5 protein-coding genes are annotated in these 18,030 nt (G+C 35.5%); all 5 read right to left on the reverse strand.

Translation table 11 applies throughout. From position 1 onward, the window contains the following. Window positions 1-110: 110 nt before the first annotated feature. Window positions 111-4,997, reverse strand: coding sequence for a carbohydrate-binding protein (locus Q0829_RS09135; protein ID WP_298541864.1), 4,887 nt, complete (start codon window positions 4,995-4,997; stop codon window positions 111-113). 652 nt (window positions 4,998-5,649) lie between these two features. Further along, complete coding sequence (locus Q0829_RS09140; RefSeq protein WP_298541865.1) at window positions 5,650-8,451, reverse strand: Ig-like domain-containing protein; 2,802 nt, start codon at window positions 8,449-8,451, stop codon at window positions 5,650-5,652. Window positions 8,452-8,545: 94 nt separating this feature from the next. Continuing rightward, window positions 8,546-12,889 (reverse strand): Ig-like domain-containing protein, encoded by a 4,344-nt coding sequence (locus Q0829_RS09145; protein ID WP_298541866.1) that lies wholly within the window; start codon window positions 12,887-12,889, stop codon window positions 8,546-8,548. A gap of 32 nt (window positions 12,890-12,921) precedes the next feature. Beyond that, window positions 12,922-15,663 carry an Ig-like domain-containing protein gene (locus Q0829_RS09150; RefSeq protein WP_298541867.1) on the reverse strand — a complete coding sequence of 914 codons (2,742 nt, stop codon included), beginning with the start codon at window positions 15,661-15,663 and terminating at the stop codon, window positions 12,922-12,924. 191 nt (window positions 15,664-15,854) lie between these two features. Next, complete coding sequence (locus tag Q0829_RS09155) at window positions 15,855-17,993, reverse strand: Ig-like domain-containing protein (RefSeq protein ID WP_298541868.1); 2,139 nt, start codon at window positions 17,991-17,993, stop codon at window positions 15,855-15,857. Window positions 17,994-18,030 lie beyond the last annotated feature (37 nt).

The following is an 18,030-nucleotide window of genomic DNA, read 5'->3' on the forward strand; positions in this document are numbered from 1 at the left end:
GACACTATTGTCAATATGAGCTTGTCAAATACACTTTGATTATTCAAAAATGTAAACTTTGACAAGCTCAATTGGACAACTTATACTTTTAGTGGACTTATGTTATTACATTAATTAGTCTTGACTATTTTATAGATCATTGGTTCTAAACGACGATTATTAATATCAATAATTCGCACCATATAGATTCCATTAGATAATTCACTAAAATCAATTTCGGTTTCATTCTCGCCCAATGATTTGCTAATTTTTATAGCACCCAAAAGGTCATACACCTTTACAATTTTAGGAAAATCACCTGATACAATGCGCACTATATCTTTTACCGGGTTAGGATACAATTTCGGTCTATTTAACTTATTGTCTGGCTTCTTATTTTCAAGATAATCTATGATCAACTTTGGAGCTCCCGTAGTTTGGTTTTCTTTGGATCCGAAAGCAAAATCATTCCCTCCGCTCATTTCCAAAATAAGGCTTAGCTTATTACTAGAGGCTTTAGATAGATCCACAGGAATCCGTATCGTTGCACCTATAAAATAATCACCTGACATAGATCCGATTATCTGTGATTTTGCAGCAGGTCTGTTTTGAGTAGAAAGATTAGTCTCTGTCCAACCATTATGTGTTGCTTCGCTTACAAGTACTTCTCCATTTCCGGCATCTCCAAATACTTGAAATTCTAAGGTAGCATTAGTGATCTCTCCATTAATGTCCGAAGTATCAAACATTAAATATCCGGTACGTCTTCCACTTTCTAAACGTACCATAGCGTTATTAAATCGTGTACTATTATCCAGATAAGCATCGTGAATAGCAGAAAGGGATGTCGTTCTTTCTATACGCGCAGGTTTTGTAATTTCCATTCTATCAAAATTGAATAAATATGTAGCTCCTCCGCTATATACTAATCGCAATGTTTGATTTCCTTCAGAAAGTGATATAGAAGTTGAATATGGTTGATACGAATGCCAATTCCCGTTACCTGGTATTTGTATCGATCCTTTCAATGAGTTATTAGCATAAATCTCTATTGTACCTCCACTTGTATTACTTGAAGCATATGCAGTAACATCATATGTGCTTGTTTCCTCAACATCAATCTGATACTCTGTGTAATTGCTATTAAGAATGAATCCTAAGTTTTGACCTCCTCCAGGTGTATTTTCAGTTCGCACACTTCCTGATATATCAGTAAATGCTTCTGCTTCAAAATTTCCTGGAATAGTAATACCGTTAGCTACTGCACTAATATTTAGCGTAAAACTTTTTGAGGCTTCACAACCGTTAACATCTATATTGGTTGCTGTATAAGTCCCTGCTTGATTTAATTGTAGGTTGGACAACAACAACCCTCTTTCGTTATACGTAAAATTATTAGGTCCCGTCCATGACCATCCATTTGAAGTAGAGCCAAACTCTTCGGATTGTGGTCCAAACCAAACCGTATCGCCTTCATTGGCATTCGCTACATCTGTAGATTGCCAACCGGCATTGTTTATATTTATATATGGAATAACATTACACGTCAAATTAATTACTGTAATTATTTTTGTTTCGGTAGTACTGGTTCCATTTGAAGATGTTGCCACTGCCTTTAATTCATAGGTTCCAGCTGCTAAATTTAATAAGTCGGTATCATTAGCACCAGGGTTTGCGGTTCCCCATTCGTAAGGCGCTGCATTTTCTTGTCGTACCAATGCATTATTAAGATATAGTCTAATGTTAGCAACACTTCCACTGGTAACGGAAACTACTACACCTACATTGTCACCCGCTTCTAACTGTGTATTAGTAGGACTCGTAAATGCAATATCTGGCGTATTATCACAAGGATCATCGGATGCATTCGGACCATGAATATAATCTATCCAAGTATGCCTTGGGGCAGATGCATCCGGTGGGAAATCCAATCGAATTTTAGTAATTGTTTTTCCCATCCAGGTATTGAGATTACTCATGTCAAATACAAGTTCTTCGAAGACGTTTGTGGTCTGTGGAGCAACAGTTACGGATCGATTCGCCGCAAAACCAGGTTGGTCTGTAGTTGCCCAGAACAGTTGGAAAGTACCAGCAGCTTCTGATTTTGTTCTAATCCTTAATTGTGGCACTTGACTACCATTAAACTTTAATCCACTTCTTATCACATATGGATCATTAGAGTTATCCGCTCTTAACAGCCAGTGTTGATCACTGCTGGTGTTATCTGCCGCAATATTGACTTTCTGAAAACTTTCTGAGGTTCTATTAAACCCAAAATTTAAATCAGAGGCGTTGTTAGGATTACCACAATTATCTGTTTCGACTATATCTGGCCTTCCATCTCCGTCGCTATCAAGAGCAGTGACACCATCAAGATCATTGGTAGTACAAGGAAGAGAAGTGGGCTGAAAGCTCCCATTATTATCCCAATTAAAGAAAATATTAGATCTATCATCTCCTCCTAAATTTCTTAATTTAAGATATACATCACCGTTCCCAGCAATGAAATAGGCATTATCAGTTGCATTTTCTACCGCCGCAATAGAATTTAGACGTGGTAAATTAAAATTATGACCTCTTGCTCTAAAATTACCTAGTTTTCCTAAACCTTTAAAAACTACAAATCCTAAATCACCCGCATCTCCTCTATTCCATATCAGATGGATACTTTTGTTAGATGGAGCTCGGTCTAGATAATATGTATATCTAAAACCTTCATTAACAATAGTAGGGAATTTATATGTTCCTGAAGAGGCACTTCCTGATTCGTAGAAACAAACGTCTTCTGTTCCAGGTTTAGAGCGAACAACAGATATTCGAGTTCCACTAGAATTAATCCCTGCAAGCCATAATCCTGCAAAGTAATAATCAGATCGTGCAGCATTTCTCCATGAAGGATGTCTGTATTCGTGTCCATCTCTAAGAAATGCAATATCTCTAATTAGTGTGGTATGTGCTTTACCAGTTAATCCTCCATCATAGTCTTTGAAGAACTGTCCCACTTTTCTAGCACGAGTATTATCTGTATTTGGTAACGGGAAAAATCTAAATGGAAATGATTCAGAAAATCCTTTTGTGGTTCCACGAAATGTAGGATTAAAATTCTCTGTGGCTCCTCCTCCAGTAATTTGTTTAATCATTTCTGCATTAGATCGGTTCCATCCCTCGAAATGACAATCAATATGTCTTCCTGGCCCATCATAAAACCTAAAGAATTCTCTTACTCCATTAAACACTCCTAAATCAGTATCAACATTAAACAGGCTATTTTCTATAGTTAGATCTCCAGCGAGCATAGAAACTGTTTTATTATCACTAAAAGCACAATTATAAAAAACAGTGTTTTCATTAGTACCACCAACTCCTAATCCACTATATAATGCTTGATCATTTCCATACAACAGACCATCTTTAATCAATTGTCTTGTATTTACATCCCATCCAAAGTTCTTTTTTAAAGAATGATTAGGATTTAACCTGTCAAAAACGTCCCAACCTGTCATACAGGTATGAGCCACAAAACCATCAAACCTTCCTAAAGGTTCCTTTGAAGGATTCAAACCTTGATAATATGCTAGGTTGCCAGAATCGAACATAGGTCTTTCAGGAAATGCGAACCAAAATCCTGTTCCTTCAGTACCAGCAGCTATATTGTTTTCAAAGTAATTATTCGGATTCGTAATCCAATAAGAAGCAGGAGTTCTGTTTTGAGGTTCATTGGCTTCGTTATCTGATGGTGTTAGTTGTTCTCCTGGTTTCGGTCTTCTTGTTACAAAAACTACATTATTCTTAATGGTATTAAATCTTTCTGCACCATCCTCTAAAAAGATTCCGTGACCTATTTGATCATAAGCAAATATACCATCTACAGTTACATAATCCGTACCGTGAATAGTAACAGCTCTATTAAATGATTTATGTACACTACTATTTTTAAAATAACTTCCTTGCGCTTTATCTTCGTTTAAATGCCAATGAAACGGGTATCTTCCTAAAACTCCTTTCTGTCCCATTTTATATAATTCTACATTTTCCGCATGAGCGATAGAATTCTTCATAAGCATAATATGGCCTCCAAATCCAGTTTGTTCGTTATTACCGTCCATTTTACCCTGAATTTTAATATAGTGTGATAACAACCCAACTTCGCCTTGGATATTTACATTCCAGGTTTTTCCATCTCTGTCTCTGGTATATGTTTTAGATCCTCCGATATGTTTAAATTTAAGAGGCGAAGCTAACGTGAGTGTCCTTCTATTTCCACTAATAGCAGTTATTTCTGCTTCATCTACATCGTTCCAAGCTTTTGATTGAGAACTTGCCAATCCTGTCGCAGTTAACGCAATCTTATCTCCTACTTCCCAATCTACTGCTTCTTTTAGAGTGATCTGTGTAGCACCCGCATTTGCTGTTGTCACAAGATTGGTCCAGCTCATTCTTTTCTTTCCGTGCATTTCTAAACGTCCGCCACCCATAACCATAATGGCTTTATAAGATGCAGGTGCGTTATTAATTTTAGCACCTGTTAGTGTGATCTGACAGCTAATACCATTCGCATTTTTCTCTGCGTGATACGGTTGGTTTTCGGTTCCTATTTCCATATAACCACCATTGGCTATCATAATACTTCGAGCTTCTAAATCGATCCAAGCTCCTCCAGGTTGCCAATTTACAGCACTTAGTTTTCCTTGTACCGTTATATTTCTTGCTCTACAGGTTCCCACCATTTTTAGGTCTATTCCGGGCGGAACGACCACATCATCATTTGTTTTTGGTAAGATACCATTGGGCCAAGTCGATGGGCTATTCCATAAACCAGAACTAACAGGCCTAATCGTAGCCAAGCTAGCAGGAGGTGCACAATCATAGGAAGAAGTCACTTTGATAGGTGGAACTTTATTATTAGCAAAAAGACTACTAATAAAAAAAGTGAAAAATATAAGCACTACCATAGTTGCAAAAGTGTTTCGTTTTGCTATGCGCTTCATTAAAATTATTGGAATTGTTAGTTTTTTCATGATTTGTTGAGTTTACGTTGGTTTGATTTTAAGGTTTATAGTAATACCATTTCTAAAATGAAATAATGGTATGAAATTGTCTATTTTGGACTCTGATATTTATTCATCTTTAAATTACACAACAGGTCGATTCGTTCTACGAAAAATTCATAAAAGGAATACACTGCGCACTAAAGCACATTAAATATTAAAGATCTAAGGGAAGAAATATTTTTTCTATATTAAGCGAATACTATTGCTTAATTATCTAATACAATGTTTTAAAACAAATCTTATTTTACCATGTACAATAAGCCATACATATTGTCTCAATAATATTTGTTTAACACATTATAATCTTCATAAAAGAAATGTCTGGATCTTCTTATTATGATGACTTAACAATATTAACGAAATTATCAATTTAGTTTATATTAAATCAATCTATAAAAAACATAAAATATTGATTATCAAATTTTTAAATTTATTTTTTCAATATTTTTTATAGATCTATATAGAATACTTCTGTGATGTTTTGATTGAAAAGCAATATTATTTTCATCAAAATTGAATAAAATTTAATACTACATTTAAAATGGTACATTCCCTCTTTTAAAATTTAAAAACCAGGACACTCAATTCATTAAAATATCCTGGTTATTATTAAGTCAGTTTATTTTTTAACAAACAACAGTGATTCTTTAAATCTGACTGCTTTTATTAACAATATGTATGATCCGGATGGCAATTCTGAAACATCCATAATTTCTGTTTCATTTTTGGTACTCATTTCTTTTACAACTCGTCCATCAAGACTCACTATTTGCAGCGTTTTTGGTTCCGAAGACATCTTTGAAACCGTCAATAAAGATCCAAAAACTGGATTAGGATATGCTTTGATCTGTACCAAATCGCTTTCTGGTCTTTGACGATTACAATTCGGTGCTGTAGCAGAGTTACTAAAGTAAATTGTAGCATCTTTTGTCTTAGAAACCAACACTAAATTATCACCATCTCTTGCTATCCAATATGATCCATCTAGTCCTTCAAATCCTGTATTATTAAGCGTAACTTCTGGTCGTGTATTCTGCAATTGAAAGCTCATCGTATCCTTGAAATCTACATACCAATCAGGTGATCCATTATTCGTGTTAATAGCAAATTGATATAATCCATTACTCTGAGGAACCCAATTGATGGTAAATTTTCTGAAATTCCCTAATTTAGGTCCATCATTTCCCAAAATGTGTACATTATTATAAACAAGCTTATCCATAGCGCCTAGACCACTATTTATTGGTGTTCCAAACCCACAATTATTACCACCTCCGGTATCTTGATTTCTAACGGTTAATACAAAGATTGTTTGCTTTGTAGCTCCGTCATTATCTGTCGCTACTGCCTTAAATGTGTACGTTCCAGCAGAACGTCCATTTACCTCTTGTGGGTTGGGAGAAGTATCATGACCCCATTCGTACGGGGTTCTGTTCTCTTGGCGAATTAAAGTATTATTTATATATAGTTTTACATTAGCAATACTTCCATCTGGGTCTGAAGCGTTTACCAACACTGTAAGGTCATATCCTTCATTGACCGTTAAATTATTTGAAGGTGATGAAAATGAAACATTAGGAGCTTGATTACTGCTTGTACCATTAACTGTTACAATAATAGACGTACTCGATTTTGCTCCGTCATTATCGGTTGCCTCAGCCTTTAGTGTATGCTGACCAACAGATAATCCTAAAAGCTCAGCAGAATTATTTCCTTGTCCCCAAGTATAGGGGACATTCACTTCTTTGCGAAGTAAATTACCATCTACATATAATTTTACATCGCTTATTGATCCATCACTATCAGATGCGTTTACAGTTACTTCAAAACTCTCATATCCCTGTTGAACAGAAGTATTTCCAGAAGGAGAGGCAAAAGAAACTGAAGGACGTACATTTTCGCTAGAACCTCCACCTAATCTATCTGCTAATTGTTTTTCATATAGACTTCTGGGGTTTAATTGAGTCCCTCTAGACTCTACATATGCTAAAGGCTCTGTAGCAAATGAACCATCATTGGTAATCTGTCCTTTACACCCAATGGCCCAGTTTCTATGATCTCCTGGAGGATCGTGCATAACAAATCTTGTGGTAGTAGTACAATTCCAAAACATTGTTTGCGCACCTGCCCATCCATGACCTGAACCAGAATTTCTTCGGTTTTCCGCTGCAAAAGCTTTAGTTCCTTTTACTTGATCAAATAAAATACCTGTTGCCCATCTATGATGAGGTCCCGTAGTACTCTTTTGATTCTCAGACGTACAATTAACAAATGCATTTGGTCCAGCCACTTTAGAACCAGTTACAAAATCATGACGACCTCTTCTAGCCAGACAATTTTTAAATAATATTTGTTCACCATCGCAGTTAAAAGAATATTTTCTTCCTCCACTAGTTCTAGATTTGGGGTCAATCATTTTACTATTTAGCACAGAAATTTTACTACTTGACTTCTCTACATTCACACAAGAATATGCGAAATAAAATGAATTAATATTTCTTGCCCAAGCGTTTTCTGTATTTCTAAAAGTGATAGCATCCCACGCGTGATTTTCATCTTCATTAGAAGAAAAAACAGATTCTAGACGCATTTTTTCAATTCCTACATTTTCAATTCTTCCATTCCAGTTATATTCATATATAAATCCTTCAGCATGTCTTGGGTCAATAGGATCCACAACTGGAGCATCAAATGTAATTTTATTACCGTTAACCGAAGTTACTTCTCGCTTATATTTAATTGTATAATCTCCGGGTGTCCAGTTAGTATCTCCATTACCAGTACTGCTCAGATTATGCATTTTTAATAATCTAATCCAATCTTGATTTGGTTTTCGCTCAAGAAAAATACGATCTCCTCTTCTAAAACTATGTCCCGATTGAACAGTAACCGTTCTCGCACCGATTGGTACGTATCCAGATGTAATTCTTTTCTTTGTACTAGATATAGCACTCGCTCTTCCTGAACCTTGAAAAACAATAAAATCTGCTTTATTATTTCTTGTGGTAGCGATTAGTTTAGTTCCGTCTCCTTCTCCTCTAAGTACCACACCACTTTTGGTTATTTTCAGTTCTTTACTAATTCGATATGTTCCTGTTTTTAAAAGTAAAGCTCCTCTAAAACCATTTTCTAATGATTTTGCTTCTACCTCTTTAATAGCATTCTGAATATGATTCCAATTGTCTCCACTTCTTGGTGAAATCGTTTTTACGACTCTGACATTGGGAATTGATTTCTCACCGTGATAGTATCCCACATAACTAAAATCCGGAATTCGATTTCCTTTATTATCTTTTTGGTAGGTTAATTTTCCTTCAGCGTCGTATCCAAGAAGATTGGATGTTTGCGCGAATGTCATCGATGAACCTAAAAGAAAAAGACAGAAAAGATAAGGGGTTATAAGTGACTTTAAATGTTTCATTGTGTGTAGATTTATATAAAGTTTTATGCAAGCTTATTATTAAAACCAGGATGTTTTGGATTCATAAAACATCCTGGTCCAAGTTGAGTCAATGTTAATTTTTAACAAACAACAGTGATTCTTTAAATCTGACTGCTTTTATTAACAATATGTATGATCCGGATGGCAATTCTGAAACATCCATAATTTCTGTTTCATTTTTGGTACTCATTTCTTTTACAACTCGTCCATCAAGACTCACTATTTGCAGCGTTTTTGGTTCCGAAGACATCTTTGAAACTGTCAATGAAGATCCAAAAACTGGATTAGGATATGCTTTGATCTGTACCAAATCGTTTTCTGGTCTTTGACGATTACAATTCGGTACTGTAGCAGAATTACTAAAGTAAATTGTAGCATCTTTTGTCTTAGAAACCAACACTAAATTATCACCATCTCTTGCTATCCAATATGATCCATCTAATCCTTCAAAGCCTGTACTATTTAAGGTTACTTCTGGTTGTGCATTTTGTAACTGAAAAGTCATAGTATCTTTAAAATCTACATACCAGTCTGGAGATCCGTTATTGGTATTAATAGCAAATTGATACAATCCATTGTTCTGTGGGACCCAATTAATTGTGAACTTTCTAAAATTACCTAATTTAGGTCCTTCGTTTCCTAACACATGTACGTTATTATAAGTGACTTTATCCATAGCAGTTAGACCACTATTTATTGGAGTTTCAAAAGAACAAGAAGACCCTCCATCCGTATCAGCATTTTGAACTGTTAGTGTGATCGAAGTTTCAGATTTATTTCCTTCATTATCCGTAGCTTCTGCCTTAATTGTATAGATTCCGGCTGGACGTCCATTAAGTTCATTTGGATTAGGAGATCCATCATGACCCCATTCGTATGGAGTAATATTTTCCTGACGGATTAAAGTATTATTGATATATAATTTCACATTAGCTACTGATCCATCGGGATCCGAAGCATTTACAACCACTGTAAGATCATATCCTTCATCCACGGTAAGATCACCAGAAGGATTAGAGAATGAGACTTGTGGTGCTTGATTACCGGTTTCTTCCTTAATGATTACTGTTCTAGATACTTCTGTAGAAAGCCCTTCTTGTTCGCTTTCAAAAGCTCTAGCTCCAACTGTATACGTTCCTGCAACAGTTGGCGTCCAAGACACTTCATAAGGCGCAGTTTGATCTTGTTTAAAAAATGATCCATTAATTTTAAAATTTACTTTTTCAATACTTCCCTCAGCATCTGAAGCATTGGCACTTAAGGAAATGGTTTCCCCAAGTGTATATTCCTGATTGTTTTGAGAAGGATTTGTTAAAGAAACTTGTGGTGCTTGATTACTATTTACTCCAGTTACTGTTAATGTAAATGTTTTACTTGTTTTTGCTCCATCATTATCTGTTGCCTCAGCTCTAACCGTATGAGTCCCCAAAGAAAGATTTAAAAGCTCGTCTGCATTATCGCCCATCCCCCATTCATATGGAGCTATGCTTTCCTGACGAATTAAGTTTCCATCTACATATAATTTTACATAACTGATGGTACCATCACTATCTGAAGCATTTACAGTTACTTCAAAATTGGTATATCCTTCTTCAACAGAAGTATTCCCTGATGGATTTGCAAAGGATACTGTTGGAGCTTCATTTTCGCCAGGATCAGTGTCATTTTCAGTCACTAATATCACCCAATCCTGACCACTGTTGTTGGGAGCATTTCCAAGAGATCTATTTCCTCCTCCATTAACACTTGTTACAGAACCATTCCTTAGATTACCTCCATTACGTGGATCATACCATTTAACGGTAAACTGACCGCTTTGTCCATTTAAATTAAGATTTGTTGATCCTCCATTTTTTAGATATACCACATAGGCTTCTCCTTGTTTTGCGTAACAATAGTCATTATTGTTAGAAGACAAAGAATTGTTATTTCTCATTTGTGTTAAAGGAAGATCGGTTATATCAAAAAATCGAATTGCATGACGACCATAGTCCCACCATTTATCTCTACTTCTAAAATTCTGCAAAGAAAGATCAGAATCAGCATGCCCATATCCAAAATACCATTCATTACCCCATCCACCGGCAAGTAGTGTACCCCACATGGCATTTTTTCTACCATCGGTATGAGAATTTCCAGCGTCATTATCCGGACGAATTGCATGCTGAGCATCACCTGGTTCATCACAGGCTACAGCCCATTTTTTTCCGGCATTTCTAGAATTATCCACCCATTCTTTTACCCAACCAAAAACATTACTAAAATTGGCCTTATTGGTTTGTAAAGAAAGCCCAGTAAGGTTCGAAGTATTTCCTAGCAAATCATCCGGAAGAAAAGAAGGTGCATTATGAATAACTATATGATGACGATATGGGTCGTTATTCCAAAAATAACGGGTCATAGCTCTTCTCTGCGCAGTACTTTGATTGGTACTGCCAAAAGTTCCATTTTCTTCACCCAGGTTCCAATTTAATGCCAAATTATGTCCAAATCTGGCGATTAGTTCACGATAATATAATTTACGTTGTGTTCCTACATTACCATTATCTAGTAACATTTCGTTTTCAGTTTCTTGCGTTTTAAAATGTGCAAAAATTCCGTTATGCTGCATATGCTCTATAACAATAGCCCATTGCGCCATTTTAGAAACATCCATTCGCGTTCGTTGGTTACTACCTATATAAGGGTATACATTCTCATCATCTCCGTTGATATTCATAGTAAGGAACGACATGGCATTTAGCCCTTCACTAGCAATATAATTTACTGCTCCAATCAATCCTTTTCCTTTACCACTCTTCCAGGTAGGGTCACCAGAATCCCAATCCCCTATATGAGGTGCATAATTCTTTCTTCTATTACCTGCATTAGGTGTATTATCAAAATCGCTATATGCTAATAAATTTTCTGGCGAATCAGATCCTTGTTTGATCATATACTTACCTGTCTCTGCAAATTTCAAATAATGTTCTCCTACATACTGTAAACGTCCTTTTGCCCTAAAATCTCTACCGGATTTATCTGAAGCACTAATATTGAATGATCCAGTTTCTCCATTCATAAAACCTGCAGCATTCCCTGCATTCGTTCCATCATTTACGGCTACATTGCTTCCTTTTCTAAAAGAAACCGAATAATTCCAAGTTCCTGTTTTATCAGGAGCAAAATGAGCTCTCCATTTATTACCACTGCTTGCAGAAGTTTGAGCTGCGTTTCCGTCAGCTGCATAATAGCCGGGAACAACATAAGATGGGGAACCACTTTGATGCGTAAAAGTGACATTCAATCTATAGTTCAAAAATGGATTATCTCCAGCGGATTCTGAAGTATTAGGTCCATTAAAAGTTAATGTTATCTTATGCCATTTTTTTCGCTCGCCCGTAATTGATGCATTACCAGTATTACCTCCGCCATCATTATCATCACAGGTAGTTTCTTGTAAAGACAAATTTGTAGCATTTACACTGGTACGATTTAGTGTAACTCTATCTACAATATGATGTTTTGAACGACCTGATATTAGCATTGTATATATGCCAGGTGAATCAAACTCTACGAAAACATCGTGAGGATCATTATCACTTGTTTTTGTGGTCCAGGTCCAATTAGTAGTTCCAGTAGAATATACTTTGAGATATCCTTCTCCACTTGCTCCTTCTGGATTAGGTGTTTTTCCGGATCCTTTAGGATATACCCTTTCACTACCTTTTTGTCCATAAAATTCACTGGCATCGGGAAATTTTAACCAAGTATCATTAGCTTCTGTAGCACTATCTCCTTCACCTACTTTAGATCTCCAAAGGAACTTATACCGTCCTGCAGAATTGATCTTGATCTTTGTATTGATCACTCCATTACCAGGATCATTAAAGTGGTCAGGACCTGTCCATTCCAGATAACCTCCTCCGGTAAATCCCGAAATTGCGCTCTTTTTTTGCCAATTCCCTGAAGCGGATAAGTTTTCTGCTTCAATAACAACCAGTCCATTTTTCTCTTCGTATGTAGCATCACAATTATCACCTCCACCAGAAGAACCTGTTACAGTAAAACTTTTGGTATCTTCATCCGTAGCACCATCATTATCGGTAACAACTACTTTAACCGTATAACTTCCTGCTTGGACATTTGATATTTGATGAGGTGTATAGTTCGTTCCATCCGTATCTACCAAATTTCCGTTTACGAAAACCTGATGTTTTGTTATCGTTCCATCAGCATCATTAGCATTAATGTTTACTGATATGTTTGCTCCTACCGAGTAGGTGTTATTAATTCCTGTTATTGATACATTAGGAGAATTGTTATAAGTTTCATTTATCGTTTTCTCTCCTGCTATACTGGAACCAGCATACAGAAATAATAGGTTAGCTACAAGGAATACTGTGATTCTACTTGCGTTTTTAAAGTGATTTTTCATGATTGTTTTAAGAGTATTTTGAGGTTAATAAATTATTGTTTGGTAAAAAGCATTGATTTTCTAGATTTTAAGCTTTTAATAATCAGGACATAAGTGCCTGTTGGTAATTCAGATACATTCAATTGTGTATTATTTGTTTGTTCTTCCTTATGAATTATTATCTTCCCTAATATATCTACTACTTCAATTGATGAAAGTCCATTATTCATTCCTGAAATATTTAGTACATTATCATTGACAGGGTTTGGGAATACAACAATTTGAGAATCATCAGGAATTTCAGAAGTATTACTCCTATCACTACAAGTAGGAGTTGAAGATGAATTATTAAAGTATAAAGAGAAGTCTTTTGTTTTAGAAACTAATACAAAGTTATTCCCGTCTCTTGTAACCCAATAAGATCCATCCAGTCCTTCGAAACCTGTATTATTTAGTGTTACTTCTGGTTTTGCATTGTTAAGTTGAAAGGTCATGGTATTTTTAAAATCCACATACCAATCAGGAACTCCGTTATTCGTGTTAAATGCGAATTGATACAATCCATTATTTGCTGGCACCCAATTAATAGTAAACTTGCGGAAATTACCAAGCTTAGGCCCATCTGTCCCTAATACATGAACATTGTTATAAGAGACTTTGTCCATTGCAGTAAGTCCATTATTGACAGGCGTGCCAAAAGAACAATTGCTACCTCCATCAGTGTCGGTACTTTGAACGGTTAAAGTAAATGTTGTCTCTCCTTTTTTGCCTTCGTTATCTGTAGCAATTGCTTTAACTGTATAAGTTCCTGCAGAGCGCCCGTTTACTTCTTGAGGATTCGGAGAACCGTCATGTCCCCACTCATAAGGAGCTACGTTTTCCTGACGGATCAAACCGTTGTTAATATATAATCTCACATTAGAAATACTTCCATCTGGATCTGAAGCATTGGCTTTAATCACAAGATCGTACCCTTCCTGTACTGTAATATTACTCGATGGAGTAGCAAAAGAAACGTTAGGTGATTGATTACCAATTTCTTCTCTGAGAATTACTGTTCTTGTTACTTCTGTAGAAAGCCCTTCTTTATCAAAAGCTCTGGCTCCTATTGTATATGTTCCCGCAACTGTAGGATTCCAGGTAACACTAAAAGGTCTATCTTGATCTTGTTTGAAAAAAGAACCATTTACTTTAAAATTGACATAATCTAAATTTCCATCAGGATCAGATGCATTTGCACTTAAAGTAATCGTTTCACCTAAAGTAAACTCTTGATTATCCTGAGAAGGATTGGTTAATGAAACTGTCGGTGCTTTATTATCTTCATTTCTAATTCCTAAATCAATTATCTGAAGATACAATGGTTGCTTATCCCCAGATTTCTTTTCCATCAAGTAGTAATAAAGTTTTCCTTCATTGATATAGGGAACACCAAATCTGAATTTCTTTCCATTTGTTGGAGCGTATATTCTACTAAAATTGTTTTTACCTCCATCTGCTTTTTCTACATAAACACGATTATTATTAATACCAATGATATAAATATTATTGTTGTATGTATACAATTGATCACCTCCCGAAAAATTTGTTGAAGTAATAAAACTTGAACTACCTGCTGGCTTGTACGTATGTACATTTTTGGTTACATTATTTTTAGTATCTCTAACTTTACCAATAATATGGACATCTCCTCTATCTGTTACAGTCCAATCAAAACCTTGTACCATAAAAACTTCATCTTTACCAGTTGCAGAAACCAAATTTCCGGGTTCATAAACTTTCAATAAGTCAGCGTTAGCAAATGGGATGTTAATTGCTCTTCCTAAATGATCTTTCCATTTACTTTTACCACTTTGGTCATTAGAATAACCATAGTAAAATCCATTCTGATACAAGTATTTATCGTTATTGTTTGCACTCCTTCTTTGAAACCCAACTCTAAGTTTACCATTTACATATTTCATGCTCCCATATAGTCCCCAATTAAATTGTTGACCATTATTTTTAGCATTTAATTTATTAAATTGGGTAAGTCTATCCCACTTTGAAGTAGCTGCATTGTATTTGCTAAATACGTATGCGCCATTATTATGACCTCCTCTTCTCATATACATGAATAAATCTCCACCATCATTTAGGAAAAACTTAGGATACGTAAGACTTTGAAATTGCTCAGGATCCGGAGTGCCATTTAGACTGACATGGGTATAGTCATTAGTTCCATCTGGAATAAACAAATTCAGTTTAAAATCTGAATCTGAAACAGTAGCCGCATTCTTTTTAGAGTGTGCATATCGAAAGTAATCATTCTTGGAAAACCCTGTATTCTTATATGCATGCATGTCATAAAGCATATGGATAGTTCCATTCTTAGGACTAATGCCAACAGCTATGGTGTTATGAGATTCTCCTATCCACCATTTACCGTTTAGTCCTGTATGAGTATGAGGAAATTCAATAGTTTTAATGACACCTGTACTAGTATTATATCTAGACAACATCACATGCCTATTATATTTACCTCCTTTATACCAAGTCATAAAAACAAATTGTTTATACTTCTTAATACAATCTCCATGGGCTGATATCCTATTTCCAAAAAAATAATCATATCCCGACCCATTGTTTGGAGCATTTCGATCTACTTTTTTTCCATCAAAAAACAGACCTATATCGGTAATCTTTGTTTCTTTTTCTAATTGAACTTGTCCTATACTATAATAATTAGCGAATAAAAAACATATTAAATAGGCAAAGACTATTTTGAATCTATTGGAACTTATAAAACAATTCATGATTATTTTAAGAATATTTTGAGTTTAAATTTTAATATCTAGCCATCAGTTTTTGACAGCTTAAAAATTTGATACAATTTTATTACATCAATATGATCTTTATTTCGAACTACGATATAGAATACATAGATTGATAATTTGAAGATCAACCTATGTATCTTTGACTAGTTTGGTGGGCGTACCTATTCCTTTTATTTAATAAATAAAAAGGATTGTTTTGAGTTCTTACTTCTACTAATCAGCAAATATGGTCCGGACGGAAGTTCTGAGACATCCATAGTTTCTGATGTATTTTTTGAATTTAATTCTTTAATCACTCGTCCTTGAAGGTCAACGATCTGCAACACCTTTGTTTTAGAAGATAATCCTCTGATATGCATCACATTATCTTTTACTGGATTAGGGTATACCAGCATTTTTTCTTCAATATTTTCAATACCAGAAGATCTATTACATCCTGGAGCAGAAGATGAATTATTAAAGTATAAAGAGAAGTTTTTTGTTTTAGAAACTAATACAAAGTTATTACCATCTCTTGTAACCCAATAAGAACCATCTAATCCTTCGAAACCGGTATTGTTTAATGTAACCTCTGGTTGTGCATTTTTAAGCTGATAGGTCATGGTGCTTTTGAAGTCTACATACCAATCAGGAGCCCCGTTATTCGTATTAAATGCAAATTGATACAATCCATTATTTGCTGGTACCCAATTAATAGTGAACTTACGGAAGTTCCCTAATTTAGGACCATTGGCACCTAACACATGAACGTTGGAATATGCGACTTTATCCATTGCTGCAAGACCACTGTTTATGGGTGTTCCAAATGAACAATTATTGTCACCATCTCCATCGCCTCCATTATCATCGTCTCCTTGTACGGTTAGTATAAAAGTTGCTTCTCCTTTTTTACCTTCATTATCGGTAGCAACTGCTTTTACTGTATACTCTCCTACAGAACGTCCATTTACTTCATTTGGATTTGGAGAACCATCGTGACCCCACTCATAAGGAATTACATTCTCCTGACGCACAAGACTATTATTGATGTATAATTTTACATTAGAAATACTTCCATCTGAATCGGAAGCATTAGCAACTACTGTAAGATCATATCCTTCCTGAACGGTTATATTACTGGATGGGGAAGCAAAAGAAACAGTTGGAGCCTGGTTATTCGCTTGTTCTTTAATAATTACTGTTCTTGTTACTTCTGTAGAAAGTCCTTCTTGCCCGTCTTCAAAAGCTCTGGCGCCAATTGTATAAGTTCCTGCTTGGGTAGGTGTCCAGGTAACACTATAAGGTGCTGTAGCATCTCCATTATAGTATCCTCCGTTTACTTTGAAATTAACTCGGTTTACATCCCCATCAGGATCTGACGCATTTGCTCTTAGTGTAATCGTTTCGCCTAGGGTAAACTGTTGATTGTTTTCTGAGGGATTTGTTAAAGCTACCGTTGGTGGTTTATTAGAATCGGAAGAAGTTCCTGAAGGAGTTGCTGCTGCTAAAGTTGTAGCAACCTTCATTTCGTCATAATAGGTGGTAACATCAAATTTGCATGAATTTGCATTATACGACCCCCATTTTGGATATACAACACTTCCATCAAATGTCTTATGATATGCTCTCTTTCTATCAGAAGATAGCTTTACTTTATAATCCTGGAATCCAGAATTGGTTAATGTTTGTTTCACTCCATTATACCAGAATTCTACATATCCTACATCTTTATTTCTAGACAATTTTACTTTTATTACAAAACTCACCCAAGTATTTTCTGGAATAGATTTATTCCATAGAGTGGTTTTCCGTCTACCAATAGATCCGTTGCAAGAATTCCAGGATGGATAACAAGGACCCCAAGCACTGAGACTCAGTTTCCCATTTCCGTATCCCATATTAAGTGGATAGTTTTGAGTATTGTTTTGATTGCCTGCATCGGTTTTCCATTGCCATACAGCAATTCCATTAGTAATATTGGGAGTTGAATTTATTTTCCATCGCCATCCATAGTATAGTACATCTCCATCCTTAGGCACATGATTATTAACTGTACCTGTTGTTCTGGCAAACTCACCTCTCTTTTGTCCTTTGGGCTTACGAATTCTCCATACTTTTCCGTATTCTGAATCGTTCGTAGTTGTAGCTGTAGATGAATTGTTAGATTGGTTATTACAGTAATCACCTGCATTCCCGGAATCAAATCTTCTGAAGCTTGATTTAACATTTTTATTAGGGTCTCCGTACCAAAGAACTTGGCTATGTGCATAAACCCCTGCTAATAGAAATATTACCAGAAAAATAATATTTCTAATTTCATAGTTTTTCATGATTCATGGTGTTATTATTATACATAGGCTAATCTTT

This window comes from uncultured Aquimarina sp., assembly GCF_947492405.1.
GTDB lineage: Bacteria > Bacteroidota > Bacteroidia > Flavobacteriales > Flavobacteriaceae > Aquimarina.

Bases quoted from the DNA above. Each gene is read 5' to 3' on its own strand.
- Q0829_RS09135 (WP_298541864.1), bottom strand. From the start codon at position 4,997: ATGAAAAAACTAACAATTCCAATAATTTTAATGAAGCGCATAGCAAAA.
- Q0829_RS09140 (WP_298541865.1), bottom strand. From the start codon at position 8,451: ATGAAACATTTAAAGTCACTTATAACCCCTTATCTTTTCTGTCTTTTT.
- Q0829_RS09145 (WP_298541866.1), bottom strand. From the start codon at position 12,889: ATGAAAAATCACTTTAAAAACGCAAGTAGAATCACAGTATTCCTTGTA.
- Q0829_RS09150 (WP_298541867.1), bottom strand. From the start codon at position 15,663: ATGAATTGTTTTATAAGTTCCAATAGATTCAAAATAGTCTTTGCCTAT.
- Q0829_RS09155 (WP_298541868.1), bottom strand. From the start codon at position 17,993: ATGAAAAACTATGAAATTAGAAATATTATTTTTCTGGTAATATTTCTA.